Consider the following 14,362-nt stretch of genomic DNA (forward strand, 5'->3'; position numbering starts at 1 on the left):
CTTGACACGGAGGGACCAGGGCCCTCCGGCTGGCTTGCAGCGTATCAAGGGAAGACCCCGATTCAAGCGCGCAACTGAGGGCGAAAACCCCGGCTGTTCGGCCATTCGAATTCCGGGTGACTGCTGACAATCGTCCGCGAAACGAACAGGCCGCGGACGACATCACCGGCCATCCGGAATGAAATCTCTAAACCGAAATTCCTCTCCCACCATGGCCATGGCCGCGACGAGGGCGCACCCATGAGCACGGCTGCGCCCGCGGACGCGCTGCCCCAGTCCGGCAACGGCCAGCCGGCCCTGCTCGACCGCCTCCGCGCGCAGCCGAGGCTGCCGCTGATCATCGGCGGCGCGGCCCTGGTGGCCGCCGCGGCCGCGTTCATGCTCTGGAGCCGCGGCCCCGAATACAAGGTGCTCTACACCAATGTGTCGGACCGCGACGGCGGCGCGATCATCGCGTCGCTGCAGCAGATGAACGTGCCCTACAAGTTCGCCGAAGGCGGCGGCGCGATCCTGATCGCGGGCGACAAGGTGGCCGAGACCCGCCTCAAGCTCGCGGCGCAGGGCCTGCCCAAGGCCGGCGGGGTGGGCTTCGAACTGATGGACAACCAGAAGTTCGGCACCAGCCAGTTCGCCGAGCAGGTCAACTACCAGCGCGGGCTCGAAGGCGAGCTGGCGCGCTCCATCGAATCCATCGGCGCCATCGAGTCGGCCCGGGTGCACCTGGCGCTGCCCAAGCCCTCGCTCTTCGTGCGCGAGCAGAAGAAGCCCTCGGCCTCGGTGGTGCTCGCACTGGCGCGCGGACGCAGCATCGACGAAGGCCAGGTCAGCGCCATCGTGCACATGGTGTCCAGCAGCGTGCCCGACCTCGACGCCAAGAGCGTCACCGTGGTGGACCAGCGCGGCAACCTGCTTTCTTCCGCGCGCGGCGCAGACCGCGGGCTGGACGTGAGCCAGCTGAAGTACGCGCAGGAGATCGAGCAGGGCTACATCCGCCGCATCGAGGCGATCCTGCAGCCCATCGTGGGCGCGAACAACGTGCGCGCGCAGGTGGCGGCGGACATCGACTTCTCTGTGGTCGAGCACACCGACGAGAAATACAAGCCCAACCAGGACCCGGCGCAGGCCGCCATCCGCAGCCAGCAGAGCAGCGAATCGGCACAGCACGGCGGCGGACAGCCTGGCGGCGTGCCGGGCGCGCTGTCGAACCAGCCGCCGGTCAACCCGACCGCGCCGATCACCGGCCCGAGGGCACCGAACGCACCCGGAACCCCGCCCGCCCCCGGAACGCCCGGCGCACCGGGAGCCCCCGGCACGGCCAGCGCATCGACGGCCAGCACCGCGCCCACCGGCCCGAGCAGCTCGCGCAAGGACACCACCACCAATTACGAGCTCGACCGCACCATACGCCACGTGCAGCAGGCCGCCGGCGGCGTGAAGCGCCTGTCGGTCGCCGTCGTCGTGAACAACCGCGACGCGGTGGATGCCGCGGGCAAGACCGCCAGCCGCGCGCTGACGCCGGCCGAGCTGGAGCAGATCCGCAACCTCGCGAAGGAAGCCATGGGCTTCAGCCAGGAACGAGGAGACTCGCTCAACGTGGTGAACAGCGCCTTCGCCCGTGACGCCGACAACGCTCCCGCGCCCGAGGTGCCGTTCTGGCGCGACCGCGAGAACCTCGACCTCGCCAGGATCGCCGGCCAGTACCTGCTGTACGCGCTGTTCGCGCTCTTCGCCTGGTTCGCGGTGCTGCGCCCGCTGATGCGCAAGCACCTGGCGCCCCCGCCCGCGCCGGCCGCTGCGGAAGCCCCGGCCGTGGTGGCCGCTGCCGCACCGGATGAGAACACGCCCTCCGCCGAGGAGAGCCTGCGCGAACGCGAGGCCAACCGCCGCAAGGCCGACATGGAATACGCCCACCAGACCGCCGACAAGGACCCGAAGGTGGTGGCGGCGCTGATCCAGCACTGGATGAACAACGATGAGTAGCGAACAGGGAACCCGCAAGAGCGCCATCCTGCTGATGGCACTGGGCGAAGACCGCGCGGCGGCCGCGCTGCACCAGCTGCCCACCTCCGAGGTGCAGGCGCTGGGGCTCGCGATGTCGAAGCTCACCTCAGTCTCGAAGGAAGAGCTGGCAGGGGTGCTGGCCGAATTCCGCAACGAGACCGAGCAGCTCTCGGCCCTGCACCTGGGCTCGACCAGCTACATCCGCGCCGTGCTGCGCAAGGCGCTGGGCGAGGACCGCGCCAGCAACCTGCTGGAAGACATCCTGCAGCCCGACGAGCCGCACGGCGGCATCGAGCGGCTCAACGAGCTCGAGGCCGGCGAAGTGGCCGAGCTCATCCGCGACGAGCATCCGCAGATCCTGGCGACGCTGCTCGTGCATCTGGACCGCATGAAGGCCTCCGAGGTGCTCGAGAAGCTGCCCGCGCGCCTGCGCCACGACGTGATCATGCGCGTGGCCACCTTCGGCGGCGTGCAGCCTTCGGCCCTGAACGAACTGACCGACGTGCTCACCGAGATGCTCGCGGGCCAGGGCCTGCGCCGCAGCCGCCTGGGCGGCGTGCGCACCGCGGCCGAGATCGTCAACCTCATGAGCACCAGCGTGGAGGAAGAAGCCATCGCCCACGTGCGCGAGCAGGACGAGGCGCTGGCGCAGCGCATCGTCGACGAAATGTTCGTGTTCGAGAACCTGCTGGGCCTGGAAGACCGCAGCATCCAGCGCCTGCTCAAGGACATCGAGAGCGACTCGCTCATCATCGCCCTCAAGGGCGCGCCGATGGAGTTGCGCGACAAGTTCCTCAACAACATGTCGCAGCGCGCCGCCGAGACGCTGCGCGAGGACATGGAGCTGCGCGGACCTGTGCGCGTGTCGCAGGTCGAAACCGAGCAGAAGGCCATCCTGCAGGTCGCCCGCCGCCTGGCGGAGGCCGGCGAAATCGTGATCGCGACGCCTGGCACCGATGAGTTCGTCTGATTCCAACGGCAACTTCGGCGGCTTCGGCGAATCGCGCGAGCGGCTCGCAGCCATCCACGCCGCCGCACGCCACGCGGCAGGCGGGCCGAGGACCGAGCGCCCCATCGTTCCCGCGCCCGCGCTGTCCGCATGGGAACGCTGGGAGATGGGCACCATCGACGGCAACCCTCGCACGCCCGCGGCCCGCAAGACGACGGGCGAGCGCAGGAACACCGCGCCGCCAGCGCCGCCGCCTCCTTCCGCACCCAAGGTCGACCTCGCCGATCTCGCGCGCATCCGCAAGGAAGCCCGCATGGACGGCGAAGCCGAGGGCCGCGCCGCCGGCCTTGCCGAAGGCCGCAAGGTGGGCCACACCGAGGGCCTGGCCACCGGCCTCGCGGCCGCCAGCGCACACGCCGAACGCCTGCGCGCGCTGGCCCGGTCGCTGCCCGATGCATTGCGCCGCGCCGAGGAAGAGCTATCGCAGGCCGTGCTCGCGCTCGCGCTCGACGTGGCCCGCCAGGTGGTGCACCGCACGCTGAAGGCCGAGCCCGAATGGGTGCTGCCCGTGGTGCGCGACCTGCTCAACACCGAACCAGCCTTGCGCGGTGAGCCGCGCCTGCTGCTGCACCCCGACGACGTGGCGCTGGTGCGAAGCAGCCTTGGCGAAGAGATCGAAGCCGCAGGCTGGCAGATGCGCGCCGACGACACCATCACCCGAGGCGGTTGCCGCGTGCAATCAGCCACCGGCGAACTCGACGGCACGCTGGAAACGCGCTGGAAGCGCGTGACGGGCGCCCTCAACGGCGACGCCGACGGCAGGCCCGAAGCCCGGTGACAACCGCCATGCAGGCCACCGCCCCCAACCCCCATCTGCAGTCGGTGCTCGCCGCGCTCGAAAAAGCGCGCGCCAATGTGGCGGGCTGCGAAACCACCATCGCCTCGGGCCGGCTCACGCGCGCCGTGGGACTGGTTCTCGAAGCCGTGGGCCTGCAGCTGCCCGTGGGCAGCGACTGCCTGATCGAGCTGCCGCCGGGCCATGCGCAACGGCACGCCGAAGCCGAAGTGGTCGGCTTCGCGGGCGACCGGCTCTTCCTGATGTCGCAGACCGAAGTGGCGGGCCTGCTGCCCGGCGCGCGCGTGTATGCGCGGCCCGGCGCGCCCGAGCCCGATGCGGCGGGAACCATCGGCGGCGGCAATGCGCACACCAAGCGGTTGCCTGTCGGCGAAGGCATGCTCGGCCGCGTGGTCGATGCGGCCGGCCGTCCGCTCGACGGGCTGGGCCCGCTCGACATGGCCCGCAAGGTGCCGCTGAGCTCGCCGCCCATGAACCCGCTGACGCGCGCGCCGATCGATTCGGTGCTCGACGTGGGCGTGCGCGCCATCAACGGCATGCTCACCGTGGGCCGCGGCCAGCGCATGGGCCTGTTCGCCGGTTCCGGCGTGGGCAAGAGCGTGCTGCTGGGCATGATGGCGCGCTACACCAGCGCGGAAGTCATCGTGGTCGGCCTCATCGGCGAGCGCGGCCGCGAGGTGAAGGACTTCATCGAGAACACGCTGGGCGAAGAGGGCCTGGCACGCGCGGTGGTGGTGGCGGCGCCGGCCGACAACTCGCCGCTGCTGCGCCTGCAGGGCGCGGCCTACGCGACCTGCCTGGCCGAGTACTTCCGCGACCGCGGCAAGGACGTGCTGCTCATCATGGATTCGCTCACCCGCTACGCGATGGCGCAGCGCGAGATCGCGCTGGCCGTGGGCGAGCCGCCGGCCACCAAGGGCTATCCGCCCTCGGTGTTCGCCAAGCTGCCGGCGCTGGTGGAGCGCGCCGGCAACGGCGAGCGCGACGCCAACGGGCGCGGCGGCTCCATCACGGCCTTCTACACGGTGCTTTCGGAGGGCGACGACCAGCAGGACCCCATCGCCGACTCGGCGCGCGCGATTCTCGACGGCCACGTGGTGCTCTCGCGCACGCTGGCCGAGGCCGGGCACTACCCGGCGATCGACATCGAGGCCTCCATCAGCCGCGCCATGACCGCGCTGATCCCGTCCTCGCAGTTCGACACCGTGCGCCGCTTCAAGCAGATGCTCTCGCGCTACCAGCGCAACCGCGACCTGATCAGCGTGGGCGCCTACGCGCCCGGCCACGACCTGCAGCTGGACCAGGCGATCGCGATGTACCCGCGCATCGAGGGCTTCCTGCAGCAGTCGATGGACGAGCGCACGGACTATGCCGAATCCATCGCCCGCCTGGAAAACCTGTTCGAAGGCGAGCCGCGCACACCCACTCCGCAAAGAAGCAAAAGATGACACGCAAGCTCCCTCTCGGCATGCTGATCGACCTGGCGCACACGCAGACCGACGACGCCGCGCGGCGCCTGGGCGCGCTGCAGAACGCGCACCTGGACGCCAGCCAGAAGCTCGACCTGCTGCTGCAGTACCGGCAGGACTACCACGAGCAGCTCGACGCCCTGATGCGCGACGGCCTGCCCTCCTCGCAGTGGCGCAACTACCGCAACTTCCTCGGCACGCTGGACAACGCCATCGAGCAGCAGCGCGCTATTGCCGCGCAGACCGGCACCCGGCTGGACCACGGCCGCGACGACTGGCAGCAGCAGCGCCGACGCCTGAGCTCCTTCGACACGCTGGCCGAGCGCGTGCGCATGCAGGAACTGATGGCCGAGGCCAAGCGCGAGCAGCGCGACAGCGACGAGCGCGCGGCGCGCAAGTTCTTCGACCGCGCCTCGCATCCGACCCTTTGAGAAACAGAAACATCCGCACGCAGGACCCGACATGCCTTCCATGATCATGCCCCCCGTCACGACGAATGCCGCAGCACAGCCCGCGGCCGCGCAGGCCGCCTCGCGCGGGCGCGGCGCGGACGAGGCGCAGGGCCCAAGCTTCGGCGCGGCGCTGGAGCGCTCGCGCGCCAACGGCGGCGGCCAGGCCGGTACGGCGGAGAAGGACGGCAGCACGTCGGACGTGGCCGCCATCGACCGCAAGGCCGCGCGCAAGCCCGGCGCGGATGAGGACACGAAGAAGGAAGACGCTCCGCTCGCCGACCCGAACCTCGCATTCCTCGCGCAGGCGAACTCGCCGCTGCACGCGCTGACGCTCGCGGGCCGGTCGGCGGCGCAGGCGGCGGGCGAAGGCACTGCCGACGGGCTTGCGAAGACGACGCCGGCAGACGCCACCACCGACGTGGCTCTCGATCCGGCCCTGCAGGCGCTTTCGGCGAAGACAGCCGCCGGCACGACCGCTGTCGCCTCCGATGCAGCGGACACGGCCGAGGCCGCGGCCAAGGCCGCGAAGGAGGCCGTCGCGCAGAAGCCCGCCGCAGCCGCCGCGCAAGCCGCGCCCCTGCAAGCGGATGCCGCGCCCGCCGGCTCGCTGCACGATGCAGCCCGCGCCGCCATCGCGGCGCAGACCATGGCCGTGGGCTTCGCCAAGCCGGTGTCCGCCCCCGCGAGCCCATCCGTGGGCACCGCAGCGACCGGCCGCGGCCCCGCATCGCGCGCGCCCATCGGCACCACCACCGCCGAGCAGCTCGCGAGCGCGGCGCAACCAGCGGCAACAAACGATGCGCAGGCCGCCAAGGCCGCCGTGGCTGCAAGCCCTGTCGCCGCCACGACCGATGGCGCGGACAGCCAGCCCGCCATCGACCCCGTCGCGCTCCAGCAGCCAGCCGCGGTGACGGCGTCGTCCCCGGAGCGCGCGGGCGACACCGCGGCCGCCGCGCGCACTCCGGCCCACACCATCGCGCCCGAAGTCGGCAGCGACAAATGGGCGCCGGCCCTGGGCCAGCAACTGCTGCGCATGAGCGCCAGCGGGCACCACACGGCCGAGCTCAACCTGAACCCGGCCGGCCTCGGCCCGCTGAAGGTCACGCTGTCGATGGGCGACAACCAGGCGCAGGCGATGTTCGTCTCGGCGCACGAGAGCGTGCGCAAGGCCGTCGAGGCCGCGCTGCCGCAGTTGCGCAACTCGCTGTCGGAGCAAGGCATCACGCTGGGCCAGACCTCGGTCGGCGCGGAAACGCGCCAGCCCAACGGCAACGACGCCGCCTTCGCGCAGCAACAACAGGGCCAGCAGCAGGGCGCGGCGCGGCAGCAGGCCACGGCCTCCTACCCCGGCGCCGGACGCACGGCGGCCGGTGCACCGGCGGCCGCCGTCGCCGCCACGCGCCCCGCCGCCGCCAACTCGCGCTCCGGCATCGACACCTTCGCCTGAGGCAGCGAGGCACGCAGCAACCCATCTTCACCCCCCGCCCCGCGACGGCGCCCCATGGAAGGCGCCGCGCAATGAACGGATATGAAACGCCTTTGTGCGCTTGTTCGGCCGTTCGTCCGCGAGGGACTTCGAAAAGAATAGACCGGACAAGAAAAACCGCTTCAACATGGCTCCCCCAACATCTGTCGCAAACGCCGCACCGGCCTCCGCCTCGCTGCCCGCCCCGCGCCGCTCATCGAAGCTGCTGATCGGGGTCGTGCTGGCCGTCGGCCTTCTCGCAGCGGCCGGCGCCGCCGCGTACGTCTTCCTGCCGCGCTTCACGGGCGCCGCCTCCACGGAAACGGCCAAGCCGCCGGTTCCCGAGAAGCCCATCTTCGTCATGCTGGACCCGCTGACGGTGAACCTGCAGTCCGAAGGGCGCAGCCGCTTCCTGCAGATCGGCATGGCGGTGCGCGTGCGCGACGAGCAGGCCAAGGCCCGGATCGTCGAGTTCATGCCCGAGCTGCGCAGCCGGCTGCTGGTGCAGCTGTCGAACCGGCCGCCCGAGTCGCTGGTCACGCCGGAAGACAAGGCCAGGCTGGCCGAGGAGATCCGCGCCGCGCTGAACGCACCGCTGACGCCGCAGACGCCCGAGCTGGGCATCTCCAGCGTCTCGTTCAACATCTTCGTCGTGCAGTGAGCACCACGACACCATCCTCCGGACGGCAAGCGATCCATGGCGTATGAACAGGTGCTCTCGCAGGACGAGGTCGATGCGCTTCTGCAAGGCGTCACCGGCGACGTCGACCAGGCGCCCCCTCCTCCACCGCCGAAGGACGGGCTGCCCGCCTACGACCTCGGCGCGCCCGACCGCGTGGTGCGCAACCGCATGCACACGCTGGAGGTCATCAACGACCGCTTCGCGCGCGGCCTGCGCAGCGCGCTGCTGAACTTCATGCGGCGCAGCCCCGACATCTCGGTGGGGCCGGTGCAGATCCAGCAGTTCGGCGAGTTCGTGCGGCACCTGCCGGTGCCGGCGAACATCAACATGATCCACATGAAGCCGCTGCGCGGCACGGCCCTCTTCGTGTTCGATCCGAAGCTGGTGTTCCTCGTGGTGGACAACCTCTTCGGCAGCGACGGGCGCTACCACGTTCGCGTGGAAGGCCGCGACTTCACCCGCACCGAGCAGCGCATCATCAAGCGGCTGCTCGACCTGTCGCTGCAGTGCTATGGCGACGCGTGGCAGCCGGTGTTCCCGCTGAACTTCGACTACGTGCGCGCCGAGATGCACGGCAAGCTCGCCAACATCGTCGCGCCCAACGAGGTGGTGATCAACACCACGCTGCAGATCGAGTTCGGCCCCGTGGGCGGCTTCCTGCACGTGTGCCTGCCCTATTCGATGATCGAGCCGATCCGCGACCTGCTGTCCAACCCGATCCAGGACGAGGTCGAGGTCGACAAGCGCTGGGTCACGCAGATGTCTCGCCAGATGCAGGCCGCCGACGTGGAGCTGGTGGCCGACTTCGTGAGCATGCCCTCGACCATCGGCGAAGTGATGAAGCTGCGCACCGGCGACGTGATTCCCATCGAGCTGCCGGAGACGATCGTCGCCAAGGTCGGCGGCGTGCCGGTGATGGAGTGCGGCTACGGCATCTCCAACGAACGCTATGCACTGCGCGTGCAGAACATGATCACCCATCAAGACAGCGACCTGAAGAACGAACATGACTGACAACACCTCCTCCGCCGGCAGCGAAGCGGACGACTGGGCCAGCGCGCTGGCCGAGCAGACGGCCGCCACTGCCGCAGCAGCAGCCCCTGCCGTGGCGCCGGCCGCCGCGCAGGTCTTCCAGCCGATCCAGGACGCGCCCGCCGCGGCGCCTCTTGCGGCCGGCGGCAACGCCACCGCGGTGGACATCGCGCGCGTGCTCGACGTGCCGGTGCAGCTCACCGCGGAGATCGGCCGCACGCGCATCACCATCAAGAACCTGCTGCAGCTGTCGCAGGGCTCGGTGGTCGAGCTCGACGGGCTGGCCGGCCAGCCGCTGGACGTGCTGATCAACGGCTATCTCATCGCGCAGGGCGAGGTGGTAGTGGTGAACGAGAAGTACGGCATCCGCCTGACCGACATCGTCACCCCCTCCGAGCGCATGCAGAAGCTCGCACGCGCATGAGCCTTCCCACCGTGTCCACGCCGGTCCACGATGTGGCGCCGGCCGCCGTCGGCGCCTCGGGCCTGCTGCAGGCGGGCTTCGGCATGGCGATGGTGGTGGGCCTGATCTTCCTTTGCGCCTGGCTGGCGCGCCGCTTCGGCCTGCAGCGGCTGGGCGGCGGCCACCTGGTGAAGGTGGTTTCGAGCGCCGCAGTCGGTCAGCGCGAGCGCGTGGTGGTGGTCGAAGTGGCCGACACCTGGCTGGTGCTGGGCGTCACGCCCAGCCAGGTCAATACGCTGCACACGCTGCCGGCGCAGGCCCAGACGCAGACCCAGCAGGCCAGCGCGGCATCGGCATCTACGCCCGCGACTCCCGTCGAACTCTTCGCCCGCAAGCTGCGCGAATCGCTCACCGGCAAGACGCAGCAGCCTCGGCAACACCACCCCGCCCCATGACCCGCCCCGCATTGCGCCGCGGCCTGCGCGCCGCGCTGCTGCTGCTCGCCGCCGCCCTGGTGCCCGCAGCCGCATGGACCCAGGGCCTGCCCGGCATCACCAGCACGCCCGGCCCCGGCGGCAGCCAGACCTGGTCGCTGAGCGTGCAGACCATGGTGCTGCTGACTTCGCTCACCTTCCTGCCCGCGCTGCTGCTGTCGATGACCAGCTTCACGCGCATCCTCATCGTGCTGGGCCTGCTGCGCACCGCCATCGGCACGCAGACCTCGCCGCCCAACCAGATCCTGGTGGGGCTGTCGCTGTTCCTCACCTTCTTCGTGATGGCGCCGGTACTCGACAAGGCCTACGACGAGGCCTACAAGCCCTTCTCCGAGAACAGGATCAGCGCCGAGAAGGCGATGGAGCGCGGCATCGCGCCCTTCAAGACCTTCATGCTCAAGCAGACCCGCGAGAGCGACCTCGCTCTCTTCGCACGGCTGGCCAAGGTGCCCGAGATGCAGGGCCCCGAAGACGTGCCGCTGCGCATCCTGCTGCCTTCCTTCGTCATCAGCGAGCTGAAGACGGCCTTCCAGATCGGCTTCACCATCTTCATTCCCTTCCTCATCATCGACCTCGTGGTGGCGAGCGTGCTGATGTCCATGGGCATGATGATGGTGCCGCCGGCTTCCATCGCGCTGCCCTTCAAGCTGATGCTCTTCGTGCTGGCCGACGGCTGGCAGCTGCTCATCGGCGCGCTGGCGCAGAGCTTCTACCTCTAGGGCACGACCGGAGATGACACCCGAATCCGTCATGACCATGGGCCACCGGGCCATGGAGATCTCGCTGCTGATCGGCGCGCCGCTGCTGCTGGTGGCGCTGGTCATCGGCCTGGTGGTGAGCATCTTCCAGGCCGCCACGCAGATCAACGAGGCCACGCTCTCCTTCATCCCGAAGCTGCTCGCGGTGTTCGCGACGCTGGTGGTCGCGGGCCCGTGGATGCTCGACCGCATGCTGGACTACATGCGCGCGCTGTTCTCGGGCATACCGCAGCTGCTGGCCTGACGGCCCGCCTTCGACGTGACGCCGTCGATCGTCTCCGTCACCTCGGCCCAGCTCGAGGGCTGGATCGTCGCTTTCCTCTGGCCCTTCGTGCGCATGCTTGCGCTCGTGAGCACCGCGCCCGTCTTCGGCGAGCCTTGGGTGCCGCGCCAGGTAAAGGTGGCCATGGCCGCCATGCTGGCCTTCGTGGTCTCGCCCACCATCGGACCGATGCCCGCCGTGCCGGTGGTGTCGGCGGGAGGCATCTGGATCATCCTGCAGCAGGTGCTGATCGGCGCGGCCATGGGCTTCAGCATGCGGCTGGTGTTCGCGGCAGTGCTGGCGGCGGGCGAATACATCGGCCTGCAGATGGGCCTGTCCTTCGCGTCCTTCTTCGATCCGATGAGCCATGGCAGCACCATGGTGGTGGCACGGTTGCTGAACATGCTCGCGATGCTGATCTTCCTGGCGCTCGACGGGCACCTGCTGATGCTCAACGCCCTGGCCGAGAGCTTCCACACCCTGCCCGTGGCCGATGCGCCGCTGGCTTCCGGTGGCTGGATGTTCCTGGTGCTGGGCGGGGGCGAGATCTTTTCCAGCGGGCTGATGCTGTCGCTGCCGCTCATCACCGCGCTGCTCACGCTGAACCTGGCCATGGGCATCCTGAACCGCGCCTCGCCGCAGTTCAGCATCTTCGCGGTGGGCTTTCCGCTGACGCTGCTGGCGGGCATCTTCATGCTGCAGTTGCTGATGCCGAACCTGGGCGCCTTCCTGGAGCCGCGCTTCGCGCAGGGCATCGCGGGCATGCTGCGGTTCACGCAGGGGCTGCGGCCCTGATCCAAGGCTTCCGCGAATCCCCGGCTTGCAGCGTCGCCTAGGCTTCGTCCGGTCTGTCGACCATGGAACGGATCTCGCGCCTGCGCCACTGCTCAAGGCGCTGGGTATAGCGCGGCGCAATCCGGTCGAAGTTCTCCCAGCCGTCCTGCGTCATCGCTTCGCCCGGCTTGCGCCAGCTGTTGCTGTCGCCGAACACTTCCTCCGTGTCGAACAGCGCCGACGCCTTCTCGGGCTCCATCAGGCGGTTCATGTAGGCGTGGCAGAAGGCCTCATGCTCGGGGCGCACGTCGTTTCGCCACAGCAATCCGCCCAGGCTGGAAGACAGGAAGGCCAGCGGAGACAGCTCCCGCTGGCGCAGCGCATCGAGCTGGCCGGCGGCCAGCCGGTCTTCCCGCAGGATGCCGTTGAGCGCGCACCAGCTCGCGAAAAAGCCTTCTTCCACGGAATGCTCCGGCTTGCTGCCGGGATAGATGGTGGCGTAGGTCTCCTCCTCGTCCACGCCCAGCAGCATGTGCTTGGGCAAGCCATCGGAGTTCATGGAGACCTTCGCCCGCAGGCCCTCCCCGGGAGCCGGCAGCGTGAAGCGCACTTCCTCCACCGCGCCTTCGACCCGCCGCCTGAAGCGCTCGCCCAGCGCCGCGTCGTCCATCTTCCAGTCGAAGCCCGCGGGCAGCGAACCGCGGTAATTCGGATAGATGAAGGCGGCCGACACCCAGGTGACCCACTTGCGGCCGTCCTTGCGCGGCGGGAAATGCGAGCGCGTGGCCAGGTTCATCTCTGCGATGACTTCGATGCCGAGCCTGCGATTGCCGATGTCGCAGCGGTTGCCCGGCGTCGCGTTCTTGAAGGGCTTCTTGCCGAGGGCTTCCGCAAGCCGGATGGCGGCGGGGTCGTCGATGCGTTTGCCGAGGGCGTCGAGCAGCAGAGGGGTCAGGTCTTCGGTGTTCATCAGGTCCTGTGGTTTCGATGTTGGGGCCTCGCGCGGCAGATTTCGCCATTCGCGCGGACCGGGGGATTGTTCCAGCGTCGTGGATAGCTGCGTAGATATACTGGCCGCTGTCACGTCAAAAACAGGCGTGATCGGGATTGGCGTCCCGCTGAAATCACTGCGACGCAAGCCGCAGTCACCCCGCAGGGTCTGCGGCTTCGTCGTTCGTGCCTCCAGTTTTGGCGGCTCGACGGGCGGGCGCGAGCCCGGCCGGTTTCACGCAAGTGGTTTCCCGGTACGCCAACTCGTCGAGCCGCCGCCCTCAATTGGCGTTGAGTGCGGCTGTTTCAGCAAACCGAAACCCTTGGAGGCCTTTCATGGCTGCATCTGCTCGCGCATCTGCCCGCGCATCCGCGCGCGCCTCTTCCTCTCCCGAATCATCCGAAACCGCCATCGTCGAATCGCTTGCGCTGCAGGCAAGCGATGACATCGACAGCCTCCACGAGCTGCAGCATGCATATGCGGGCCTTGAAAAGCTCATCGTTTCGCAGACCGTGAACGACACGGAAGAGATCCATCCGACCCGTACCGAACTCGGAGCGCTGGTGCGGGTGGTGAATGAGGAGTTGAAACGAAGGATCGAAACGGCCGACTCCGCGCTTCAGTCGTTGCGCATTGCCTTGGATGCGGGCGGTCCGCGGTGAATGCAGCGGGCTCAATCCGCGCCGTGCAAGGCGAACCTGTCCTTGCCCATTCGCTTCGCCTCGTACAGCGCAACATCGGCCTCCCGCATCAGCTCCGCCGGAATGCGATGGCCGGCCACGCCGGAGATGCCCACGCTTACAGTGACGAGACGGCCTTCGATGCGGATGCCGCGCACCTGCTCGATGATGCGCGCGGCCATCGACTGCGCATGCGCCGTGCCGCCGCCCGTCAGCACGACGCCGAACTCCTCGCCGCCGAGCCTGCCCAAGGCATGGCCGAGCGCGGCCTCCCTGAGCACGGCCGCGACGCGCTGCAGCGCCAGGTCGCCGGCCGCATGGCCGAAGTCGTCGTTGATTTTCTTGAAGTCGTCCACGTCGATCATCAGGAAGCATCCGTCGCCGAGCCGCCCCTGCTCGTGAAGATGCTGGACGTCGGCCAGGAGCTTGCGGCGGTTGGGAATGCCCGTGAGCACGTCCTTGTAGGCGAGCGCTTCGAGCTCCTGGCGCAGCCGCAGGCTCTCGCGGTGCAGCGTCGTGAAGATGACGTTCAGCAGCAGCCCCATCATGATGGTTCCGCAAGGCATCAGCAGGGTCCAGCCGGAATCCAGGCCATGGGGAGTGCCCACCCAGTCGCCGCGCCCCATGATCAGCCATGCCCCTGCGCTCGCCAGCGCCGACAGGCTCAGCCGGGAGAAAAGCGGCGCGCCCACCACCGAGACGATCACGCTCATGGAGATCGCCCACACCTCTCGATCGGGGCTTTCCGACATGAGCATGGAAAAGCCCAGGCAGAGCAGCCAGACGGAGATGATCGAGAAGAACGAAAGGAATCGGGTCGCGCAGCTTGCGGCGATCGACACGACCACGCAGCATGCGAGCAGCGCCAGCTGCCAGGTCGCGTAGTGGTAGCTCGGATCCGCAAGCCACCATGCGGCCGCCCAGAACACGAGCCCCATCAGCTGCGTGCCCAGTGAGATCGGCTTGATGAGCCGGAGATAGTCTTCCAGCCGGGCCCGCTCGTCGATGGATGAATGGCGAAGGATCATGATCGGAGACCTGCAACCTGGTGGTTCACGCCGCTCGCGCGGTCGGATGGACACTGGGAGGACGGC

At 69.1% G+C, this 14,362-nt stretch carries 16 protein-coding genes; 14 read left to right on the top strand and 2 right to left on the bottom strand.

Features of this window, described 5'->3' with window-relative positions; all coding sequences use genetic code 11:
• Positions 1–240: 240 nt before the first annotated feature.
• The 13 genes from fliF (at position 241) to fliR (ending at position 11,618) form a co-directional block, all read left to right on the top strand.
• On the top strand, positions 241–1,980 hold the full coding sequence (fliF, locus tag ABL844_RS24835) for a flagellar basal-body MS-ring/collar protein FliF (protein WP_418129373.1): 1,740 nt from the start codon (positions 241–243) through the stop codon (positions 1,978–1,980).
• The gene (gene fliG, locus ABL844_RS24840) at positions 1,973–2,971 is read left to right on the top strand and encodes a flagellar motor switch protein FliG (protein WP_418129374.1); all 999 of its coding nucleotides are present in this window, start codon (positions 1,973–1,975) and stop codon (positions 2,969–2,971) included. Before fliF ends, fliG begins: the two co-directional genes overlap by 8 nt.
• A complete protein-coding gene (gene fliH, locus ABL844_RS24845; RefSeq protein ID WP_418129375.1) occupies positions 2,958–3,788 on the top strand; it encodes a flagellar assembly protein FliH in 831 nt (276 codons plus the stop codon). Before fliG ends, fliH begins: the two co-directional genes overlap by 14 nt.
• An 8-nt stretch (positions 3,789–3,796) precedes the next feature.
• Positions 3,797–5,254 (top strand): flagellar protein export ATPase FliI, encoded by a 1,458-nt coding sequence (fliI, locus tag ABL844_RS24850; RefSeq protein WP_184641071.1) that lies wholly within the window; start codon positions 3,797–3,799, stop codon positions 5,252–5,254.
• Positions 5,251–5,706, top strand: coding sequence for a flagellar export protein FliJ (gene fliJ, locus ABL844_RS24855; RefSeq protein ID WP_126023309.1), 456 nt, complete (start codon positions 5,251–5,253; stop codon positions 5,704–5,706). The genes fliI and fliJ overlap by 4 nt, the downstream gene beginning before the upstream one ends.
• A 31-nt stretch (positions 5,707–5,737) precedes the next feature.
• Positions 5,738–7,174, top strand: coding sequence for a flagellar hook-length control protein FliK (locus tag ABL844_RS24860; RefSeq protein ID WP_418129376.1), 1,437 nt, complete (start codon positions 5,738–5,740; stop codon positions 7,172–7,174).
• A 166-nt stretch (positions 7,175–7,340) separates the two neighbouring features.
• On the top strand, positions 7,341–7,853 hold the full coding sequence (gene fliL / locus ABL844_RS24865; protein ID WP_418129377.1) for a flagellar basal body-associated protein FliL: 513 nt from the start codon (positions 7,341–7,343) through the stop codon (positions 7,851–7,853).
• Between the two features lie 36 nt (positions 7,854–7,889).
• Positions 7,890–8,888, top strand: coding sequence for a flagellar motor switch protein FliM (gene fliM / locus ABL844_RS24870; protein ID WP_418129378.1), 999 nt, complete (start codon positions 7,890–7,892; stop codon positions 8,886–8,888).
• Positions 8,881–9,330 carry a flagellar motor switch protein FliN gene (fliN, locus tag ABL844_RS24875; protein ID WP_418129379.1) on the top strand — a complete coding sequence of 150 codons (450 nt, stop codon included), beginning with the start codon at positions 8,881–8,883 and terminating at the stop codon, positions 9,328–9,330. Before fliM ends, fliN begins: the two co-directional genes overlap by 8 nt.
• Positions 9,327–9,764, top strand: a complete 438-nt coding sequence (fliO, locus tag ABL844_RS24880) for a flagellar biosynthetic protein FliO (protein WP_418129380.1) — start codon at positions 9,327–9,329, stop codon at positions 9,762–9,764. Before fliN ends, fliO begins: the two co-directional genes overlap by 4 nt.
• The gene (gene fliP, locus ABL844_RS24885) at positions 9,761–10,522 is read left to right on the top strand and encodes a flagellar type III secretion system pore protein FliP (RefSeq protein WP_260319401.1); all 762 of its coding nucleotides are present in this window, start codon (positions 9,761–9,763) and stop codon (positions 10,520–10,522) included. Before fliO ends, fliP begins: the two co-directional genes overlap by 4 nt.
• A gap of 13 nt (positions 10,523–10,535) precedes the next feature.
• Positions 10,536–10,805, top strand: a complete 270-nt coding sequence (gene fliQ / locus ABL844_RS24890) for a flagellar biosynthesis protein FliQ (protein ID WP_126023304.1) — start codon at positions 10,536–10,538, stop codon at positions 10,803–10,805.
• Between the two features lie 27 nt (positions 10,806–10,832).
• Positions 10,833–11,618 carry a flagellar biosynthetic protein FliR gene (fliR, locus tag ABL844_RS24895; protein ID WP_165909663.1) on the top strand — a complete coding sequence of 262 codons (786 nt, stop codon included), beginning with the start codon at positions 10,833–10,835 and terminating at the stop codon, positions 11,616–11,618.
• Between the two features lie 37 nt (positions 11,619–11,655).
• Here fliR and ABL844_RS24900 read toward each other — a convergent pair whose 3' ends face one another.
• Positions 11,656–12,681, bottom strand: a complete 1,026-nt coding sequence (locus tag ABL844_RS24900; protein ID WP_418129381.1) for a hypothetical protein — start codon at positions 12,679–12,681, stop codon at positions 11,656–11,658.
• 242 nt (positions 12,682–12,923) lie between these two features.
• On the opposite strand from ABL844_RS24900, the gene ABL844_RS24905 reads away from it, so the two are divergent.
• Complete coding sequence (locus ABL844_RS24905) at positions 12,924–13,250, top strand: hypothetical protein (protein WP_418122216.1); 327 nt, start codon at positions 12,924–12,926, stop codon at positions 13,248–13,250.
• 11 nt (positions 13,251–13,261) lie between these two features.
• On the opposite strand, the gene ABL844_RS24910 is transcribed toward ABL844_RS24905, so the two are convergent.
• Complete coding sequence (locus tag ABL844_RS24910; RefSeq protein WP_418129382.1) at positions 13,262–14,296, bottom strand: GGDEF domain-containing protein; 1,035 nt, start codon at positions 14,294–14,296, stop codon at positions 13,262–13,264.
• Between the last annotated feature and the right edge of the window lie 66 nt (positions 14,297–14,362).

Origin of the sequence: Variovorax sp. 278MFTsu5.1, assembly GCF_048305045.1 — a bacterium.
Lineage (GTDB): Bacteria > Pseudomonadota > Gammaproteobacteria > Burkholderiales > Burkholderiaceae_C > Variovorax > Variovorax guangxiensis.

What these genes read in the sequence shown, in the direction of transcription:
- fliI (WP_184641071.1), top strand. Translation starts at nt 3,797, where the DNA reads ATGCAGGCCACCGCCCCCAACCCCCATCTGCAGTCGGTGCTCGCCGCG.
- ABL844_RS24860 (WP_418129376.1), top strand. Translation starts at nt 5,738, where the DNA reads ATGCCTTCCATGATCATGCCCCCCGTCACGACGAATGCCGCAGCACAG.
- ABL844_RS24905 (WP_418122216.1), top strand. Translation starts at nt 12,924, where the DNA reads ATGGCTGCATCTGCTCGCGCATCTGCCCGCGCATCCGCGCGCGCCTCT.
- fliF (WP_418129373.1), top strand. Translation starts at nt 241, where the DNA reads ATGAGCACGGCTGCGCCCGCGGACGCGCTGCCCCAGTCCGGCAACGGC.
- fliJ (WP_126023309.1), top strand. Translation starts at nt 5,251, where the DNA reads ATGACACGCAAGCTCCCTCTCGGCATGCTGATCGACCTGGCGCACACG.
- fliN (WP_418129379.1), top strand. Translation starts at nt 8,881, where the DNA reads ATGACTGACAACACCTCCTCCGCCGGCAGCGAAGCGGACGACTGGGCC.
- fliQ (WP_126023304.1), top strand. Translation starts at nt 10,536, where the DNA reads ATGACACCCGAATCCGTCATGACCATGGGCCACCGGGCCATGGAGATC.
- ABL844_RS24910 (WP_418129382.1), bottom strand. Translation starts at nt 14,296, where the DNA reads ATGATCCTTCGCCATTCATCCATCGACGAGCGGGCCCGGCTGGAAGAC.
- fliP (WP_260319401.1), top strand. Translation starts at nt 9,761, where the DNA reads ATGACCCGCCCCGCATTGCGCCGCGGCCTGCGCGCCGCGCTGCTGCTG.
- fliG (WP_418129374.1), top strand. Translation starts at nt 1,973, where the DNA reads ATGAGTAGCGAACAGGGAACCCGCAAGAGCGCCATCCTGCTGATGGCA.
- fliL (WP_418129377.1), top strand. Translation starts at nt 7,341, where the DNA reads ATGGCTCCCCCAACATCTGTCGCAAACGCCGCACCGGCCTCCGCCTCG.
- fliH (WP_418129375.1), top strand. Translation starts at nt 2,958, where the DNA reads ATGAGTTCGTCTGATTCCAACGGCAACTTCGGCGGCTTCGGCGAATCG.
- fliO (WP_418129380.1), top strand. Translation starts at nt 9,327, where the DNA reads ATGAGCCTTCCCACCGTGTCCACGCCGGTCCACGATGTGGCGCCGGCC.
- fliM (WP_418129378.1), top strand. Translation starts at nt 7,890, where the DNA reads ATGGCGTATGAACAGGTGCTCTCGCAGGACGAGGTCGATGCGCTTCTG.